This is a genomic window from Nocardioides sp. Z40_12, assembly GCF_058215795.1.
Genome location: NZ_JBZAJA010000003.1, coordinates 449,430 through 468,983 on the forward strand (window position 1 = coordinate 449,430; position 19,554 = coordinate 468,983).

Annotated in this window: 10 protein-coding genes; 7 read left to right on the top strand and 3 right to left on the bottom strand. The window is 75.5% G+C overall.

The genetic code is table 11. The features are described 5' to 3' along the window. Positions 1-43 precede the first annotated feature (43 nt). Positions 44-835: an ACT domain-containing protein gene (locus AC4BG9_RS08470; RefSeq protein ID WP_490570637.1), complete on the top strand. Its 792-nt coding sequence runs from the start codon at positions 44-46 to the stop codon at positions 833-835. Positions 836-910: 75 nt separating this feature from the next. Here the strand turns inward: AC4BG9_RS08470 and AC4BG9_RS08475 are convergent, their stop codons facing one another. Together AC4BG9_RS08475 and AC4BG9_RS08480 are read right to left on the bottom strand one after the other, a co-directional pair. Next, the gene (locus AC4BG9_RS08475; protein WP_490570638.1) at positions 911-2,317 is read right to left on the bottom strand and encodes a wax ester/triacylglycerol synthase family O-acyltransferase; all 1,407 of its coding nucleotides are present in this window, start codon (positions 2,315-2,317) and stop codon (positions 911-913) included. Next, entirely contained in the window at positions 2,317-3,735 is a 1,419-nt protein-coding gene (locus AC4BG9_RS08480; protein WP_490570639.1) for a wax ester/triacylglycerol synthase family O-acyltransferase, read from the bottom strand. The genes AC4BG9_RS08475 and AC4BG9_RS08480 overlap by 1 nt, the downstream gene beginning before the upstream one ends. Before the next feature lie 310 nt (positions 3,736-4,045). Between AC4BG9_RS08480 and AC4BG9_RS08485 the strand changes: the two genes are divergently transcribed. From AC4BG9_RS08485 to AC4BG9_RS08510, 6 genes are all read left to right on the top strand, one after another. Continuing rightward, entirely contained in the window at positions 4,046-11,893 is a 7,848-nt protein-coding gene (locus AC4BG9_RS08485) for an SDR family NAD(P)-dependent oxidoreductase (RefSeq protein ID WP_490570640.1), read from the top strand. Continuing rightward, on the top strand, positions 11,886-15,044 hold the full coding sequence (locus AC4BG9_RS08490) for a type I polyketide synthase (RefSeq protein WP_490570641.1): 3,159 nt from the start codon (positions 11,886-11,888) through the stop codon (positions 15,042-15,044). Before AC4BG9_RS08485 ends, AC4BG9_RS08490 begins: the two co-directional genes overlap by 8 nt. Beyond that, positions 15,037-15,339 (top strand): hypothetical protein, encoded by a 303-nt coding sequence (locus tag AC4BG9_RS08495; RefSeq protein ID WP_490570642.1) that lies wholly within the window; start codon positions 15,037-15,039, stop codon positions 15,337-15,339. Before AC4BG9_RS08490 ends, AC4BG9_RS08495 begins: the two co-directional genes overlap by 8 nt. 4 nt (positions 15,340-15,343) lie before the next feature. Further along, positions 15,344-16,204 carry an alpha/beta fold hydrolase gene (locus AC4BG9_RS08500; RefSeq protein WP_490570643.1) on the top strand — a complete coding sequence of 287 codons (861 nt, stop codon included), beginning with the start codon at positions 15,344-15,346 and terminating at the stop codon, positions 16,202-16,204. Positions 16,205-16,208: 4 nt separating this feature from the next. Then, positions 16,209-17,453, top strand: a complete 1,245-nt coding sequence (locus tag AC4BG9_RS08505) for a glycosyltransferase (protein WP_490570644.1) — start codon at positions 16,209-16,211, stop codon at positions 17,451-17,453. Positions 17,454-17,527: 74 nt separating this feature from the next. Then, positions 17,528-18,172, top strand: coding sequence for a LysE/ArgO family amino acid transporter (locus tag AC4BG9_RS08510; RefSeq protein WP_490570645.1), 645 nt, complete (start codon positions 17,528-17,530; stop codon positions 18,170-18,172). 20 nt (positions 18,173-18,192) lie between these two features. On the opposite strand, the gene AC4BG9_RS08515 is transcribed toward AC4BG9_RS08510, so the two are convergent. Then, the coding region (locus AC4BG9_RS08515) for an HNH endonuclease signature motif containing protein (RefSeq protein ID WP_490570646.1) at positions 18,193-19,554 on the bottom strand (1,362 nt) is incomplete at its 5' end.

The window sequence follows — 19,554 nt, forward strand, 5'->3', positions numbered from 1 at the left end:
CCCGAGCGAGACCCGAGACCGTCCGAGACCTGGAGCCCCATCGATGCCCTTCCTGCTGCGCGTGGAGCTGCCCGACGTCCCCGGGTCGCTGGGTCGGGTGGCGACCGCGATCGGTGAGGCCGGCGGCGACATCGAGGCCATCGAGATCGTGGAGAAGACCAGCCACGGCACCGCGGTCGACGACGTCCTGCTCGAGATCGTGCCGGGCACGATGCCCGACTCGATCGTCTCCGCGTGCAGCCAGCTCGACGGCGTGCGGGTGATCTGGATCAACCGGTACGCCGCCGGCGGCAACCTCTTCCTCGACCTCGAGGTGGTCGAGGAGATCACCGCCCACCCCGAGGAGGCCCACCACCGCCTGCTCGGGCTGATCCCGATGTCGTTCCGGGTCGACTGGGGCGTGCGGCTGCGCAAGGCACCCGACGGCGCCGTCATCGTCGACCACACCGAGGCCGCCCCGGACAGCGTGGAGTGGGCCGACATCGAGCACCCCACCCGGCTCGAGTCAGCCGACGAGAACCTCGTGCTCTGCGGGGTCCCGGTGGGCGAGGAGCTCTACGTGGTGGGCCGTCGCGGCGGCCCGGAGTTCCTCGACTCCGAGCTGGCCCGCATCGGTCACCTGGTCAACCTCGCCACCTCCATCACCCAGGCCGCCCGGCTGGCCCGCGAGGCGGCCGAGAACGCCGCCGCCGCGGCCGCCGCCGCGGCCGCTGCCGCCGCCGGCGCCACCCCGGGCAGCGCTCCCGGCAGCGCTCCCGGCAGCGCTTCCGGCAGCGCTCCCGGCACCCCGGGGGGAGCCACCCCGGGCGAGGCCGTCCCGCCGACCGAGAGCTAGACCGCAGGTCGCCCGGCAGCAGAGCCGGGCAGGCAGGCCGAGCAGGCCGAGCAGGCCGAGCAGGCCCGGTGCCGGCTAGGCGACCCGGCCGCGGCGCTCCTCGGCCAGCGCCCGCAGCTCGTCATAGCTCTCCAGGAGCGCCTGCCGGAACCCGGCCGGGTCGTCGAGGGCGTCCGCGAAGGCCAGGCAGCCCAGCAACAGCCGGTCGCCGTAGCTCCAGACCATCACGTTGACTCCGACGCCGTTGCTCGGCGGCCCGTCGACGTGCAGGTCGACCACGGTGCGCCCGCGCAGCGACCAGGGTTCCGCGGGGCCCCGGACGTTGGAGACCAGGATGGTGGCGTCGACGGAGTCCGTCGCCTGCCGCCCGCGCTCCAGCATGCTCCGGGCCGCCGGCTCCACCAGGAGCGGCGGCAGGACGTCGAGCCAGTCCGGCACCAGTCCCACCCCCAGCGCCTCCAGGCGCTGCTTGCCTTCCCGGGCGCTCGCGCCGATCGCCGCCAGCCGCTCCCACGGGTCGGCGACGTCGGTGGCCAGGGTGGTGGTGAAGCTCCAGAAGTGGTTGCCCCACTGGCGGGTCAGCGCGTGGGTCTCCTCGGTGCTCACCGGCACGGTGGTGAGCAGCGCGCGCTCGGGCAGCCCGCCCCGGGTCGGCAGGTAGCGGCACAGCGCCCCGGCCACGACGGCCAGCACCACGTCGTTGAGCGTGCCCCCGGAGGCGTCCTTGATCTGCTTGACCCCGTCGAGCGGGATCGCGGCGCGGACGTAGCGGCGGGCGGGGGTGAATGCGTCGTTGAGCGGGGTCCACGGCGCCTGGCCGTCGAAGCCCGGCACCTCCACGCTCGCCGTACGCCGTCGCGCCCGGACCGCGCGGATGCCCAGGGCGGTGCGCAGCAGCAGCCCGGGCAGCCGGACCAGCGCCCGGGCGTGGTCGGCGAGCGCGCCGGCCACCAGCCGGGCCCGGCCCGGCAGCGCGGTGGGCGCGAAGGCGGGCTGGGCCGCCGGGGGGTGGGCGGCGTCGCTGAAGAGGCGGGAGAAGTTGTAGATGCCGGCCACCCCGTCGGCCAGGCAGTGGTGGTACTTCACGACCAGCGCCTGGCGGCCCCCGTCGAGGCCGTCCACGAGCACCGCCTGCCACAGCGGCCGGCCGCGGTCGAGGTGCTCCTCGGCGAGCCGGGCGAAGAGCGCGTCGAGACCCGCCTCGTCCCCCTCGCCGGGTGGCAGGGTCACGTGGCGCAGGTGCCGGTCGAGGACGAAGTCGGGGTCGGGCACGGCGACCGGGTGGTGGAGGCGCAGCGGCACCGGGAGGATGCGCCACCGGAAGGACGGAAGCTCCTCGAGGCGGGAGGCCAGGTGCCCTCGCAGGTCGTCGAGGGTCAGCGGCTCGCCGGGCTCCAGCACCCCCACGGCCATCGAGTTCATCGGCTGCTCGGGCTGCTCCATGTAGAGGAAGCCGGCGTCCTCCCCGTTGAGCCGACGCATCAGGCCACCTCCGGCCGGCCGGCCGCGCAGGCCCGGCGGAGCTCGGCCATGCCCTCCTCGAGGAGGCGCGCGAGCTCGGCGGGCTGCGCGACGGCGCTCGGGTTGACCACGACCGCCAGGGTCAGGTGGTCGCCGTAGCCGGTCAGGGTGATGTTGAGGCCGGCGCCGTCGGCGACCGGGCCGGTCATGAAGAAGTCGGGCACCTCCTGCCCGCGGAAGGTCCACGGGGCGGGCACCCGCATGTTGGAGATCAGCACGTTGCAGTCGGGTGCGACGGCGCCCTCGCGCTGCCGGGCCGCCATCCGGCCGGCCAGCCGGGCGGCCAGCGCCGGCGGGACGCGGTCGATCCAGGCCGGGACGGTGTCCTTGCCCTGCAGCTCGAGCTGGAGCTTGGCCTCGGCGGTGCCGGCCGCCACCGCCGCGAGCCGCTCGCGCGGGTCGGCCAGGTCGGTGGGGAGCAGCGTGAAGTAGTTGGAGAAGTGGTTGCCGGTGGTGCGGGGGCCGGCCCCGGCCGGGTCGTTGCCGACGGGGACGTTGGCGACCAGCGGAGCCTCGGGCAGCTCGTCGCGCTCGAGCAGGTAGGCGCGCAGCGCCCCGGCGACCACCGCGAGGGCGACGTCGCTCAGCGTGCACCCGGCGGCGTCGCGCACCGCCTTCAGGTCGCCCAGGGACAGCCGGGCCCGGGCGAAGTCGCGCGCCGCGTCGGCGGAGCGGTTGAGCACCGAGGGCGGGGAGTCGCGCAGCGACCGGGGCACCCTCACCTCGGCCTCGGTCTTGCGCCGCTCGACCGCACGGAACCGGCGCACGGTGCGGACCAGCAGCGCGGGGGCGGTGAGCCAGGCCCTCAGCTGGCCCAGGAGGGCGATCAGCAGCAGGCGTACGGCGCCCGGGTCGTGAGCCGGCACCGCCGCCGGCTCCGACCCCGGGGCCGGCGGCCTGCCCTCCGCCCGGTCGTCGAGCAGCCGGGTGATCGTCTCCACCAGCCCCGCCCCGTCGGCCAGGGTGTGGTGGAACCGGAAGACCAGCGCCTGGCGCCCCCCGTCGAAGCCGTCGACCAGGGTGAGCCGCCACAGCGGGCGGGAGCGGTCCAGGACCACCGGCAGCATCCGCGCCAGCAGCGCCCGCAGCTCGTCCTCGCCGCCCGGGGGGGCCAGCGTGGTGTGGTCCAGGTGAGCGTCGAGGTCGAAGTCGGGGTCGTCGACCCAGATCCCGTGGGCGACCCCGAGCGGCACCTCGCGCAGCCGGCGCCGCAGACCGGGGGTGGCCGGCAGCCGCGAGGCGATCCGCTCCCGGAGACCGGCGAGGTCCAGCGGCCCCTGCGCGCCGGGGTCGAGGAGGACCACGTCGACGCAGGTCGAGGTCTGGCTCGGGCCCTCGATGGCGAGGAAGCCGGTGTCGCTTCCGACGAGTCGATGCATGCCTTCGTACGTCCCTCCGCCGGCACCCCCGAAGGGCGCCTCGAGCGCTCGGCCGCCCCGGTGCGGGCGACTCGCAGTGACCGCAGAGCATCGCACGTCGAGTGAGCCACGTCACCAGATCCATTCCGAACGGTGGAACGTTCAGGATGGTTCCCGCGAGGGTAAATGTGACCTGCGTCACATCGGTTACGCTTGGGTAGGTTTCGACTTACAGTGGCTCCTCACCGAATGTGACCGTCTGGTAACTAGGGAGGTTCCCAGGCTCCGATCCGCTCCGGCGGAGGTCGCATCAGGCGGAGGGAGTCTTGCGATGAGCGCTGTCGAGCCCGGATCACAGCAGGTGGTCGTGGCCGCTGACCCGTGCGCACAGCCGAACCCGGGTCTGGTGGCCGCGGCTCACCGGGCCGGGGGCACCGGCCTGCTCGACGCACCCCACGACGCCGCGCTGGCGACCGCCGCCGACGACCTGCGGCGCCGCCGTACGCCGTCGTGCTGGCTGCGTCCCGGCGCCGCGGTGACCCCCGGCGCCGCCTCCCCGGACCTCTTCGGGGTGGTCGTGCTGGCGCTCACCGGCCGGGCGGACTCCGCAGCGCTCTCCACCCTCACCGATCTCGTCACCGCCTGGACCGCTCCCGGGCGGACCCTGCTCGCCCAGGTCACCAGCCGCGAGGAGGCCGAGGCGGCCGTCGCGGCCGGCTTCCACGGGCTGCTGGCCTCCGGCCGCGAGGCCGGCGGCGTGGTCGGCCCGACCGAGGCCTTCATCCTCTTCCAGCAGCTCGTCGGGCTCGGCGTCCCGGTCTGGCTGCGCGGCGGCATCGGCCTGCGCACCGCGCCCGCCGTCCTCGCCGGCGGCGGCGCCGGCGTCGTCCTGGACACCCAGCTCGGCCTGCTGCGCGAGTCCTCCCTCGGCGCGGAGGCCCGCCGGGCCCTGGCCGCCATGGACGGCAGCGAGACCCGGGTCGTGGCCGGGGTCCGGTTCTACACCCGCCCCGACCTGCCGGCCGCCTCGCTGGAGGAGCAGAGCGACCCGGCCGCGGTGCGCGCCATGCTCGGGCCCGACCTGCACCGCCAGCTGGTGCCGCTGGGCCAGGACAGCGGCTCGGCCGCCGCGCTGGCCGCGCGGTTCGTCACGGTGGGCGGCGTCGTCCAGGCGGTGCGGTCGGCCGTCACCGAGCACCTCGAGGCCGCCACGGCCGCCCCGCCGCTCTCCCCCGGCGCCGGGATCGCCGCCGCGCACGGCACCCGCTACCCCATCGCCCAGGGTCCGATGACCCGCGTCAGCGACCGCGCGTCGTTCGCCGCGGCCGTCGCCGAGGGCGGCGGGCTCCCGTTCCTGGCCCTGGCCCTGATGCCCGGCCACGAGGTCCGGGCGCTGCTCACCGAGACCGCCGAGCTCCTCGGCGACCGCCCGTGGGGTGTCGGGGTGCTCGGGTTCGCCCCGGCCGAGCTGCGCGCCGAGCAGCTGGAGGTCATCCACGAGGTGGCGCCCCCGCTGGCGCTGATCGCGGGCGGGCGGCCCTCCCAGGCGGCTCCGCTGGAGGAGGCGGGGATCGCCACCTACCTCCACGTGCCCTCGCCCGGCTTGCTCGACCGCTTCCTCAAGGACGGTGCGCGCTCCTTCGTCTTCGAGGGCCGTGAGTGCGGCGGTCACGTCGGTCCCCGCTCCAGCTTCGCCCTCTGGGACGCCCAGGTGGAGCGGCTGATGCAGGTCGCCGACCCCTCCGAGCTGCGCGTCATGCTCGCCGGCGGCATCCACGACGCCCGCTCGGCCGCGATGGCCGCCGCGGTGCTCGCCCCGCTGGCCGCCCGCGGCGCCAAGGTCGGTGTCCTGATGGGCACCGCCTACCTCTTCACCGAGGAAGCCGTCGCCGCCGGCGCCATCGAGCCGGCCTTCCAGGAGGTCGCGCTCGAGTGCGGCACCACGGTGCTGCTGGAGACCGCCCCCGGGCACGCCACCCGCTGCGTGGAGACCGACTTCGTCCGGGCCTTCGCCCGCCGCAAGGCCGACCTGGAGAGCGCCGGCACCGAGGCGAACGCCCGGTGGGCCGAGCTCGAGGCGCTCAACCTCGGCCGGCTGCGCATCGCCTCCAAGGGCCTGGTCCGCACCGAGGAGGGTCTGGTTCCGGTCGACGCCGACCGGCAGCGCGCCCAGGGGATGTACATGATCGGCGAGGTCGCCACCCTGCGCGACCAGGTCACCACCGTGGCCTCCCTGCACGCCGAGATCAGCCTGGGCAGCGCCGCGCTGGCCTCCGACCCGGGCGCCCCGGCGACCTCGCCGCTCCGCATCCGCGAGCCGGAGGCCGACCCCTTCGACATCGCTGTCATCGGGATGGAGTCGTTCTTCCCCGGGTCGACCAGTGCCGAGGAGTTCTGGGCCACCGTGCTCTCGGGTCGCAGCGAGGTCACCGAGGTGCCCGCCGACCGCTGGGACCCCGAGCTCTACCACGACGCCGAGGCCTACTCGAAGAAGGCCGGGCGCCACACCCCCTCGAAATGGGGCGGTTTCCTGGACGCGATCTGCTTCGACCCGCTCGCCTACGGCATCCCGCCGGCCTCGCTGGCCGCGATCGAGCCGGTCCAGCTGCTGAGCCTCGAGGTCGCCCGCCGGGCGATGGCCGACGCCGGCTACGCGACGCGCCACTTCGACCGCGAGCGCGCCTCGGTGGTCTTCGGCGCCGAGTCGGGCAACGAGCTCGGCAGCGCGTACGGCGTCCGCTCGTTCCTGCCGCAGCTGCTCGGCGACCTGCCCGACGACCTGGACGAGTGGCTGCCGACCATCACCGAGGACTCCTTCCCCGGCGTGCTGGCCAACGTCATCGCCGGTCGCATCGCCAACCGGCTCGACCTCGGCGGGGTCAACTTCACCGTCGACGCCGCCTGCGGCTCCTCCCTGGCCGCCCTCGACGCCGCCTGCAAGGAGCTGCGCACCGGACAGTCCGACCTGGTGCTGGCCGGAGGCGCCGACCTGCACAACGGCCTCAACGACTACCTGATGTTCTCCTCGGTCAAGGCGCTCTCCCCCACGGGTCGCTGCCGCACCTTCGACGCGAGCGCCGACGGGATCGCCCTCGGCGAGGGCATCGCCTGCGTGGTGCTCAAGCGCCGCGTCGACGCCGAGCGCGACGGCGACCGGATCTACGCCGTGATCGACGCCGTCGCCGGCTCCAGCGACGGCCGCCACCTGGGGCTGACCGCCCCCCGCAAGGAGGGCCAGCAGCGGGCCGTGGTGCGAGCACTGACCCTGGCCGGCCGCAGCGCCGCCGAGATCGGCCTGGTCGAGGCGCACGGCACCGGCACGGTGGTGGGCGACCGCACCGAGATGGCGACCCTGACCGAGCTGTTCACCGAGTCCGGCGTGGAGCCGGGCGCCGCGGTCCTGGGCTCGGTGAAGTCCCAGATCGGGCACACCAAGTGCGCCGCCGGGCTGGCCGGCCTGATCAAGGTCGTCAAGGCGGTGCACCACGGGGTGCTGCCGCCGACCGCCGGCATGGTCGCGCCCAACCCCTACTACGACGCCGCGACCAGCCCATTCCGCTTCCACGAGAAGCCGGCACCCTGGCCGCAGGAGACCCGGCGGGCGGCGGTGAGCGCCTTCGGCTTCGGCGGCACCAACTTCCATGCCCTGGTCTCCTCCTACGACGGGGGCGACCGTCCCGCCTTCGGCGCCGACCACTGGCCGCACGAGCTCTTCCTGCTGCGCGCCCCCGACGCCGAGGAGGCGCGCCGCGCGGTCGCCGAGCTGGCCGACCAGGTGGCCGCGATCCGCGCGAGCGACCCGGCGGGCCAGCGGCACCGGCTGCGCGACCTCGCCGCCGCCGTCGCGCAGAGCGGCCGGGGCCCGGTCCAGGTGGCCCTGGTCGCCGACAGCCTGGAGGAGCTGGCCACCCAGCTCGACCGGGTGGCCGGTGGCAGCGACGCCCGGCACGGCGTCTTCGTCGCCGACCCCGAGGCCGGCCTCGACCCCTCGGGCGTCCCCCGGGTCGGTTTCCTCTACCCCGGACAGGGCAGCCAGCGACCCGGGATGCTCCAGGACCTCTTCGTCACCTTCGGCGGCCTCGACGACCTGCTCCGGCTGGGGTCGCGGTGGACCGGCACGATGTTCCCGCCGACCGCGTTCTCCCGCGAGGAGCGGGCCGACCAGCAGGCCGCGATCACCGCCACCGACGTGGCCCAGCCGACCCTGGGCATCGCCTCCCTGGCGATCACCCGGCTGCTGCGACGCCTCGGCGTGGAGCCCGACGTCGCCGCCGGCCACAGCTACGGCGAGCTCGCCGCCCTGGCCGCGGCCGGCTCCTTCGACGACGCCACCCTGCTCGAGCTGAGCGCCGCGCGGGGCGCGGCGATCCTGGAGTCGGTCGAGCGCTCCGGCGGCGACCCCGGCACCATGGCGGCCGTCGCGCTGCCCATCGAGGAGGTCTCCGCCCGGCTCGAGGCGTGGCCCACCCTGGTGGTGGCCAACCACAACGGCCCGCGCCAGGTGGTCGTCTCCGGCCCCACGGACGCCGTCCACGAGGCCGTCGCCGCCCTGCACACCGACGGCGTCAAGGCGACCGTGATCCCGGTGGCCTGCGCGTTCCACTCGCCCCTGGTCGCCGAGGCCGGACAGCTCCTCGCCCACCGGCTCGCCGACCTGCCGGTCGCCGCCCCCCGGTTCCCGGTGTGGTCCAACACCACCGCCGAGCCCTACCCGGGCGACGACCCCGAGGCCGTACGCCGACTGCTCGCCGACCAGGTGAGCACCGGCGTCCGGTTCGTCGAGCAGGTCGAGTCGATGTACGCCGCCGGCGTCCGGGTCTTCGTCGAGGCGGGCCCCGGCCGGGTGCTGACCCAGCAGGTCGCCAAGATCCTCGGCGACCGCCCGCACGCCATGGTCGCCACCGACGCCTCCGGCGAGCCCGGCCTGCGCCGCTTCCTCGCCGCGGTCGGCCAGCTCGCCACCCTCGGCGTGCCCGTCGATCCCACCGCGCTCTTCGAGGGACGCACCGAGGCCCTCGACCTGCCCTCACTGCCGGCGCCCGGCCCCGCCTGGACGGTGGACGGCGCCTTCGTCCGGGGCGCCGACGGCAGCCCGATCCGGGGCAGCTTCCAGGCCGCGCCCACGATGCCGCCGCTCGCCGCGAGCGCCCACGCCGGGCCCGGGGCCGCCTCCACCGCCTACCCCCAGGGAGCACCCGTGAGCTCTGATCCCGCTGACGCCGCCGCGGTCCCGGCTGCGCCCACCGCCGCCCCGGCCATGTCCACCGCCGTCCCGGCTGGGTTCGCCGCCGCCCCGGCTGGGTTCGCCGAGGCGCCGGACGACGGCGTCTCCGTGGTCGTGCAGGAGTACCTGCGCGGCCTGCGCGAGATGGTCGCCGCCGAGCGGGACGTGATGCTGCGCTACCTGGGCGCCGAGGTGCCGGCGGCCGGGGCGCCCGGCCTGCCTGCGCTGCCCGGCCTGCCGCCCGCTGCCGTGCCCGCCGTCGGGCCCGCCGTCGGGCCGGCCGCCGGCGCCGCTCCGACCGCTCCCCCTGGCGCCGCGGGTGCGGCACCCATGGCCGCCGCACCCCCGGCCGCACCCGCCGTTGTGCCCGTCGCTGTGCCTCCCGCTGTCCCCTCCGTTGCCCCGGCCGCGGCCGTCCCGGCGGGCGCAGCCGTACCCGCTGCCCCGGCACCGTCCGCGCCTGCGGGGGTCCGGAGCACGGCCGAGCTGCTGGCCGCCGTCCAGGGCGTGGTCAGCGACCGCACCGGCTACCCGGTGGAGATGCTCGACCCCGACCTCGACCTCGAGGCCGACCTCAGCATCGACTCCATCAAGCGCATCGAGATCGTCGGCGAGCTCGCCGAGCGCATCGGACTGGGCGGGCCCGCCGTCCCCGGGACCGACGGGGCCGGGCTCGACGGGGCCGGGCTCGACGAGTCGGTCGTCGAGGAGCTCGCCAAGCACAAGACGCTGCGCGCCCTGGTCGGCTGGATCGAGTCCCAGCAGGGCCCCGCCGCGCAACCGACGCCGGCCGACCCGACACCGGCCGACCAGCCCGCCGCCGTGGCGAACCAGCCCGCCCTGGACCAGGCCGCGCCCCAGCAGGCCGCGCCCCAGCAGGCCGTGCCCCAGCAGTCCGCGCCCCAGCAGTCCGCGCCCGAGCGCGCAACGCCCGCCGCCGCGCCCGCCGCCGTGCCGGCCGGTGCCGAGCTCTCCGGTGCCGAGCTGCTGGCCGCCGTCCAGGGCGTGGTCAGCGACCGCACCGGCTACCCGGTGGAGATGCTCGACCCCGACCTCGACCTCGAGGCCGACCTCAGCATCGACTCCATCAAGCGCATCGAGATCGTCGGCGAGCTCGCCGAGCGCATCGGACTGGGCGGGCCCGCCGTCCCCGGGGCCGACGGGGCCGGGCTCTCCGGTGCCGGGCTCGACGAGTCGGTCGTCGAGGAGCTCGCCAAGCACAAGACGCTCCGCGCCCTGGTCGGCTGGATCGAGTCCCAGCAGGGCCCCGCCGCCCAACCGACGCCTCCCGACCCGACGCCGGCCGACCCGACGCCGGCCGACCCGACGCCGGCCAACCCGACGCCGGTCGCCCAGCCCGCCGCCGTGTCGCCACCGGCACCGGCGCCGGCGCCGCAGGAGCCCACCCCCGCGGAGCACGCCGTCCCGGCGGTCACCCACCTCTTCGAGGTGCGCAGCCAGCCGCTGGGCCCCACCGTCCCCCTCGGCGACCTGGCGGGCTCCCGGGTGGCCCTGGTCGCCGGACACCCCGGCCTCACCGCCGGGGTCGAGCGGGCCCTGGCCAACGCCGGCGCGGCGGTCGTCACCGTGACGCACGACGCCTCCGGCCGGCCCACCGTCCGGGGCGAGGCCGACCTGGGCGGAGCCGACGTCCTCGTCGACCTCTCGGCGACCGCGGGCGACCCGGCGACGGACGCCCGGCGGGTCTTCGCCGGCCTGCGCCCCGCCCTCGAGGGTAAGGCGCGCCGACTGCTCACCGTCGGCGTCGCGCTGCACTCCGACGGCACGCCGACGGGCGTCGCCGGCCTGCTGCGCTCCCTGGCCCGGGAGCGCTCCGACGTGCTGGTCCGTGCGGTCGAGGTCTGCGAGGCGGACCTCCGCGACGAGGACCTCGTGCCGCTCTCCGCGACCCTGGTCGACGAGCTGCTCGACCTCGACGCCCCGACCTCGATCTCGTGGGTCGGTGGCCACCGGGCCAGCCGCACCGTCGGCCCGGCCCGCCGCCTCGCCGACCAGGACCCCGGCCTGCCGCTGGAGGCGGAGTCGGTGGTGGTGATCACCGGCGGCGCCCGCGGCATCACCGCCCGGGTCGCCGAGGCCCTCGCCCAGCGGGCGGCCTGCCGCCTGGTCCTCGTGGGCCGCTCCCCGTTGCCCGAGGGCGAGGAGGACCCGCGCACCGCCGCCGCCGGAGACACCCGGGCCCTGCGCCGGGCGCTGCTGGAGATCGGCGAGCTGCGCACCCCCGCCGAGATCGAGGCCACCTGCTCCCGGATCCTCGCCGGGCGTGAGGTGCGCGCCACCCTCGCCCGACTCCGGGCGCTCGGCTCCGAGGTGGAGTACGTCGCCCTCGACGTCCGCTCGCCCCGCTTCGGCCTGCTCCTCGACGACCTGCACCAGCGGTTCGGCCGGCTGGACGGCGTCGTCCACGGGGCTGGGGTGCTGGAGGACCGGCTGGCGCGCGACAAGAGCGACGAGAGCTTCGACCGCGTCTACGGGACCAAGGTCGAGGGCGCCCTCACGATCCTGTCCCGACTCCACCTGGGGATGCGGTTCGTCGCCCTCTTCGGCAGCGTCAGCGGGGTCTTCGGCAACAAGGGCCAGGTCGACTACGCCGCCGCCAACGACGCGCTGGACACGCTGGCCCGCGCCCACGACGGACGGCAGGGCTGCCGGGTGCTGAGCCTCGACTGGGGCCCGTGGGCCGGGGGCGGAATGGTCTCCCCCGAGCTGGAGCGCGAGTACGCCCGTCGCGGCATCGGCATGCTCGCCCCCCACGACGGCGTCCGGGCGCTGCTCCAGCAGGTCGCCGCCCAGGAGGGCCCCTCCCAGCTGGTGGTGATGTGCGGCGACCCCGAGGCCTTCGCACCTCCCCTGGACCGCTCCGGGCTCGGTCAGCACTTGCACGGCTCGCCGCTGCAGGACTCACGGATGCCGGGCTCGCCGGGCCGTGACTGACCCGACGGGCCGGCCCGGCCCGCACCCTGTCGCCGAGCGCGAGGAGCTGCTGCTCCTCGCGGGGCGCGACGCTGCCGACCTGACCGCCCAGCTGGAGGCGTGGACGGCCCCGCCCGCCGAGGAGCGCGTCGAGCGGCCGGTGCCGGCCGGGGGCCCCGCCCGGCTGGCCGTGGTGGCTCCCGACGCCCGGCGGCTGGCGCTGGCCGCCAAGGTGCTGGCCCGCGGGACCGCCTTCCGGGGCCGCAACGACGTCTGGTTCGACCCCGACGGCCTGGTCTCCTCGGGCGGCAAGGTGGCGTTCCTCTTCCCGGGCGTGGAGCCCGAGTTCGCCCCGCGGGTCGGCGACGTGGCCGAACACTTCGACCTGCCCTGGCCCGGCCTGCCCGACAGCACCGAGCTGCAGGACCAGGGTCGCGGCATCATCGCCGTCGGCCGGCTGCTGGCGGGGGCCCTGGAGCGGATGGGGGTCCGCCCCGACCTCATCGCCGGCCACAGCCTGGGCGAGTGGACCGGTCAGGTGGTCTCCGGGATGGTGCCGGACGCCTCCCTCGACGCGCTGCTGGCGAGCCTGCGCCCGGGCGACATCCAGTTCTCCGACGTGGTCTTCGTGGCGCTCGGGTGCGGGGTGGAGGTCACCGAGGAGCTGGTGGCGGGCCTCGACGACGCCCACGTCTCGCACGACAACTGCCCGCACCAGTCGATCGTCTGTGCTCCGGCCGGGGCCGCCGAGACGGTGCGCGAGCGGGCGGCGGCCCGCAAGGTGCTCGCTCAGGAGCTGCCGTTCCGCTCCGGCTTCCACTCCCCCCTCTTCGCTCCGCTGGTCGAGGCGATGTGGTCCCAGTTCAGCCACCTGCCGCTGCTGCCCGCGCGCGTGCCGCTGTGGTCGGCGACCACCTGCGCCACCTATCCCGACGACCGCGAGGGGATCACCGCCCTCTCCCTGCGCCACCTGGTGGAGCCGGTCCGCTTCCGAGGCCTCACCGAGCGTCTCCACACCGAGGGCGTGCGCGCCTTCGTGCAGCTCGGCACGGGAAGCCTGCTGGGGTTCGTCGACGACACCCTGCGCCACGAGGACGTGCTGACCGTCGCGGCCGCCAGCGCGCGGACCAGCGGCCTGGGCCAGCTGCGCCGGGTGGCCGCCGCCCTGTGGAGCACCGGCGCGGAGATCGACCTCAGCGCCCTCGAGCTCCCGGGGGCCGCCGCGACCGCCCCCGTGCCGGTCACCACGCAGGCGCCCGCCCCCGCCCGATCCCCTGCGCCGAGCGAGACGACACGTGGCCTTCCGGCCGCCCTGCTCGCGGAGTACGAGGCGTTCCTCACCGAGAGCGCGGACGCCGCGCGCGCGGTCCTGCACGCCGCCACCACCCCCGGTCTGGTGCGCCCGGTTCGCCGGGCGCGCAGCGCCCCCGCCGCGCACCACAACCCGGCGGCCCCGCTCCCCCCGGCGCGACCGGCCGGCACCGGACCCGCACCCGTCCCCCCGCCGGCACCGGGCTTCCCGTCGGCGCCGGGTGCCATCCCGGGCGGCATCCCGGGCGGCATGCCCGGCGGCGTCCCGGCTGGCATCCCCGCGCCCGCCGCGGGGCCGGCGGCCAGCCGTCAGCGCACGGCCCGGCTCTCGGTCGTCGACCAGCCGTGGTGGCTCGACCACGCCTTCTTCGAGCAGCCCCCGGACTGGCCCGACACCGAGGACACCTTCCCGCTGGTGCCGATGACCGGGATCGTGCAGATGCTGACCGAGGAGGCCGAGGCCCTCGTCCCCGGCGCGGTGACGGTCCGGGTGGAGTCGATCCGCGCCTTCAAGTGGCTCGCGGTCGACCCGCCGGTCGAGGTGACCGTGCGGGCCGCGATCGACCCCATCGCCACCGCCCAGGCCCCCGCGGGGACGACCGTGGTGCGCACCAGCGTCGACGGCCACGCCCGCGCCCTGGTCCACGTCGCGGCTCGCCACCCCGCCCCGCCGCGCCCGTGGGACCGGGCGATCCGGGGCCGGTTGGAGATGCCGTGCCCGGTCCCGGAGATCTACTCCCGCCGCCACCTCTTCCACGGCCCCGCATACCAGGGCATCCGCTCGATCGAGGTCTTCGGCGGCGACGGCGTCCGCGGCACCCTGGAGAGCCAGAACGCGCCGGGGGCACTGCTCGACAACGCCGGCCAGCTCTTCGGCTACTGGTTCGCGTGCGCGGTCGACAAGGACCGGATGGTGCTGCCCACCACCATGGACTCGATCGCCTACTTCGGTCCGCACCCGGCGCCGGGCACCCCCGTCGACTGCGTGGCCCACTGCACCGAGCTCACCGACGACGCCGTCCGGGCCGACCTCGAGCTGCTCGTCGACGGCGAGCTGTGGTGCCGGATCGAGGGCTGGGAGGACCGGCGCTTCCAGTCCGACGACCGGCTCTTCGCGGTGCTCAAGACGCCGCGGCCCCACCTGCTCGCCGAGCCCCAGCCCGGCGGCTGGATGCTGGTCCGCGAGGGGTGGCCCGACTCGCCCTCGCGCGACCTGGTGATGCGCCGCTTCCTGGGCGTGGCCGAGCGCGCCGACTACCACTCCCGCAACCCCCGCGCCCAGCGGACCTGGCTGCTGGGGCGCATCGCTGCCAAGGACGCCGTCCGCCGCGAGGTGCTCGAGCGGGGCCTGCGGCCGCTCTTCCCCGTGGAGGTCCAGGTCCACAACGAGGAGTCCGGCCGCCCGGTGGTGACCACCCCGACCGAGCTGGACCTGTCGGTCTCCATCGCGCACTCCGGCGCGCTCGGGGTCGCCCTCACCTCCCTGGGTGAACCGGTCGGCATCGACATCGAGCTCGTCGCCGAACGCTCGGCGATCTTCGAGGCCGCCTCCCTCTCCGCCGAGGAGCACGAGCTCTTCGAGCGCGTCTCCGGGGGCGACCGGGACCGCGAGCTCACCCGGTGGTGGGCCGCCAAGGAGGCCGCGGCCAAGGCCCTGGGCACCGGACTGCAGGGCCGGCCCAAGGACTTCGAGGTCGTCGAGGTCGACCGCGACCACCTGCGCGTCGGCGACCAGTGGGTCGCCACCCGCTCCCTGACCCACCCCGATCCCGCACACCACCCCGCGGCCGCCACCCCGGCGTCCGCCGCACGTGAGGAGTACGTCGTTGCCTGGACAGTTCCCGCCCCCGACCATGACTGAGGCGACCACCGCCGTACCGAGCCGCGAGCAGGTGCGGGCCGACCTCGAGCGGATCCTCACCGACGTGGTCGGCGACGACCTGCTGCTCGACGGCCCGCTGACCGACGAGACGTCGTTCGACGCCGACCTGCAGCTGGAGAGCATCGAGTTCGTCGCGCTCGCCGACCAGCTGCTGGCCACCTACGGCGACCGGGTCGACTTCGTCGGCTGGATGGCCGGCATGCAGCTCGACGAGGTCATCGGCCTCACCGTCGGTCAGGTCGTCGACTTCGTGGTCACCTCGGTGAAGGGCTGACGGCGTGCCGCACGTGCAGGCCAACGGGCTGAGCTTCCACGTCCAGGTGATCCGCGGCGACCGCGAGCCGGCGGACGGCGGCCCCCGCCCGCCCGTGGTGATGCTGCACGGACTGGTGATCGACAACCTCTCCAGCTGGTTCTACACCCTGGCCCACCCGCTGGCGCTGACCTGCGACGTGCACCTCTACGACCTGCGCGGCCACGGGCGCACCGACCAGCCGGCGTCCGGCTACGGCGTGGAGCACCAGGTCGACGACCTGGTGGCGCTGCTCGACGAGTGGGGGATCGACGAGCCGGTGCACCTGTTCGGCAACAGCTTCGGCGCCGTGGTGGCGCTGGCGCTCGCCAACCGGCACCCCGAGCGGGTGGCCAGCCTCTTCCTGGTCGAGGCCCACTTCGCCGTCGAGGGGTGGGCCGAGCACATGGCCGGCAGCCTCGCGCTGGCGGCGTTCGGCCTCGACGAGAACACCTCGCAGGAGTGGATCGAGAACAACGGGGACCGTCGGATGTCCCGCCTGGCCCGGCGGGCCGAGCGGTTCCTGGCCGACACCACGCTGATCCAGGACCTCAAGGACGAGCAGCCGATCGGCTGGCTGCCGCAGATCGCCTGCCCGGTGCGGGCGATGTACGGCAGCGAGTCCGACATCCTCCACCTCGCCGAGGCGCTGGAGACCCAGATCCCCGGCTGCGAGCTCGAGATCGTGCCGGGCACCACGCACTCGCTGCTCACCGAGCGCAGCGAGCTGGTCCGCGAGCGGGCGCTGGAGTGGATGGCGCGCCAGCGCTCCGCTGCGACCACGGCGACCGCGGCGTCCCCTTCGACCGCCGCCACCGCTATCACCGCTGCCACCGCCGGAGCCTGAGCCGATGACCGAGGCGACCCCGACCGACCTGCGCTTCCTCTTCGTCGTCCCGCCGTTCACCGGGCACGTCAACCCGACCGTGCCGGTGGCCGCCGAGCTGGTGGCCGCCGGGCACCGGGTCGCCTGGACCGGCGTCCCGGGCACGGTCGAGCACCTGCTGCCCGCCGGCGCCACGTTCCTGGCGGCGACGACGGCGGAGGTCACGGGGTACGCCGAGGAGATGGGCGCACGGCGCAGCGACCTGCGCGGGGCCGCGGCGTTCAAGTTCCTCCAGGAGGACGTGCTGCTGCCGCTGGCCGACGCGATGGTCGAGGGGGTCGACGCCGCGGTCGAGGCGTTCGGGGCCGACGTGCTCGTCGTCGACCAGCAGGCGCTGGCCGGGGCCGTGGTCGGGCGGCGCCGCGGCCTGCCGTGGGCCACGTCGGCGACCACGTCCGCCGAGCTGGTGGACCCACTGTCGGGGTTGCCGCTGGTCGCGGAGGCGATGCACCGCAAGCGGGTCGAGCTCCAGCTGGCCCACGGGATCCCCACCGAGGTGGCCGAGGCGGGAGACCTCCGGGTCTCCGAGCACCTGCTGCTGGCCTACACGACCGCCGAGCTGGTCGGCCCGCTGGCGGTCGACTCCCCGGTCACCTTCGTCGGCCCGGCCGTCGCCGGACGGCCCGAGGAGGACGACTTCGACTGGGAGCTCCTCGACGCCTCGCGCCCGACCGTGCTGGTCTCGCTCGGGACCCTCAATGCGGAAGCGGGTGCCCGCTTCTGGGGGGTCGCCGCCGAGGCGTGTCGGGACCAGCCGTGGCAGGCGGTCTTCGTGGCACCCCCCGAGCTGGTCCCGGACCCGCCGGCCAACGTCGTGGTCCGGCCCCGGGTACCGCAGCTCGCGCTGCTCCAGCGGGTCGACGCGGTGGTCTCGCACGCGGGCCACAACACGGTCTGCGAGTCGCTGGCGGCCGGGCTGCCGCTGGTGGTGGCGCCGATCCGGGACGACCAGCCGGTGGTCGCCGACCAGGTGGTGCGGGCCGGGGCCGGGGTCCGGGTGCGGTTCGCCCGGGTGCGGGCCGAGGAGCTGCGCACCGCGATCGGCACCGCGCTGACCGACGAGGATCTGCGCGGTGCCGCCACCCGGATCGCGAAGTCGTTCGCGTCGGCCGGCGGCGCGGCGGCCGCGGCGTCGGCGCTGGCCCGGCTCGGGGCTCGGGGTCGGGGCTCGGGGTCGGGGCTCGGGGCTCGGGGCTCGGGGCTCGGCTGAATGATGAAGGCTCCTTCACCGGCTGAAGCAGGAGTCGCTGTCGGTCGGACACGTCGACGCTCTAGCGTGCCCACGTGCTCGCACCTCTCCTGGCCGGTTTCCTGACCGGCGGCTCGCTCATCGTCGCCATCGGGGCGCAGAACGCGTTCGTGCTCCGGCAGGGGATCCTGCGGCAGCACGTCGGGCCGGTGGTGCTCGTCTGTGCCGTCTCCGACGCGGTGCTGATCGCGGCCGGGGTCAGCGGGATCGGGGCGATCGTCGACCGCGCGGGGTGGGTGGTCGACGTCGTCCGATGGCTCGGCGTGGCCTTCCTGCTCTGGTACGCCGCTCACTCGCTGCGCCGGGCCTTCGCGAGCGAGTCGCTGCGCGCCGATCGCGCGGGGTCCGACTCCTCGGAGTCCCGGAGGACCGTGGTCGGCAAGGCGGTGGCGCTGACCTGGCTCAACCCGCACGTCTACCTCGACACCGTCCTGCTCGTGGGCTCCATCGCGGCCACCCACAGCGGCCCCGTGAGCGGGCTCGGCGAGGGCTTGGTCGATGGGCGCTGGGCCTTCGGCACGGGGGCGGTCGTCGCGAGCGTCGTCTGGTTCAGCGGACTCGGATTCGGTGCCCGCGGGCTCGCCCCGCTGCTGGCCCGCCCCCGGGCCTGGCAGGTGCTCGAGCTGGTGATCGCGGCGACGATGCTCTTCGTGGCGGCCAAGCTGGCCTTCGACTGGTGACGGATCCCGCTGCCTGCGGTCTACGTGCGGCGAGTGAAGCGGACGTCTCCGTTCGGGAGCTTGTGGGTGGTGAAGTGGGTGTCGTGGGCCCGGTGGTGGTGCCAGGGACACAGGAAGGTCAGATCTGCCAGGTCGGAGTTGCCGCCGTGGCCCCAGGGGTCCCGCCCGTGGTGAGCCTCGCACCACGTCGACGGGACCGTGCACCCCTCGGTGGCGCAGACCCGATGAGTCAGCGACTTCGCCAGCCGCTGCTGCGGGGTGAAGAACCGGGTCGACCTCCCCATGTCCAGGGGGACCCCGTCGGTGCCGAGGATGGCGGGGACGATCCCGGCCTGACAGGCCAGCCGTCGTGCCTCCGAGGCGGTGATCGGGGTGGCCTGGTCGCCGTTGCTGATGATGGTCCCGATGCCGAGGTCACGGCGCAGGTCGGCGAGGTTGATGGTGACCACCACCCGGGTCGCCCCACCGCCGTGGATCGGCATCCGGTTGGGGTCGGCGGCCTCGAGGAACGCCAGGAACGCCTGCCCGTGCAACCGCTCTTGGGGGAGCCGGATCCCGGTGGCGGGGTCGCATTGGGCGAACCCACCGAACGGGGTCGCCGCCCCAGCATCCTTCCCGGCGTCCTGCTTGGGGGAGGTCCACGCGTCCAACACCGTCCGCAACCGGGCGGCGACCGCGTCGGGGACCCGGGCTGCGATGTCGGTGGCACCGTCACCGCGCCGGCGGAAGGTCAACCGGGTCGCGGTGTTGGCGCGGTGCTGGGCCCGGTCCAGGGCCAACTTCTCGTGCTCGTCGGCGGTCTCGGGGGCGACCACCTCGAGGATCTTCGCGCCGAGCCGTTCCAGGTGGACCGGGTCGAACATGGCGGCGGCCTCCACCAGGTGGGCCTCGGCGGCGGCCAGCACGTCGGTGGGGATCTCCTCGCCGGGGATCGGGTCGGTGACCAACGCATCCAACGCCTTGGCGATCACCCTCGCCTGGGGCAGGGTCACCCGCCCGTCCTCCAACCCGGCCCCGACCAGCAACCACCGGGTGGCGACCGCGTCGGCGAGCTTCTCCGCCGCCCGGGCGGGCCCGAACCCCGACCTCGTCCGGGCTGCCAACCACGCCGCGGGCGACCGGGCCCCGTCGGCTTCAGCGATGCCGCCGGGGGCGCCGGCGGCGTGGATGACCCGCATCCGCAACGACTCCAGCCGGTCACCCAACCGGGTCAGCTCCAACAACGCTTCCCGGTGCGCGGCCGCGGACAAGAACACCGGATCCACCTCGACCGTGGCGTCCAACGCGGCCGAGATCACGAGGCAGGCACGGGAGATCGGGTGCGTCCCCACCCCCGCACCCACTGTGTCGTCGACGTACATCCCCAGACCCCCGTCACCAGC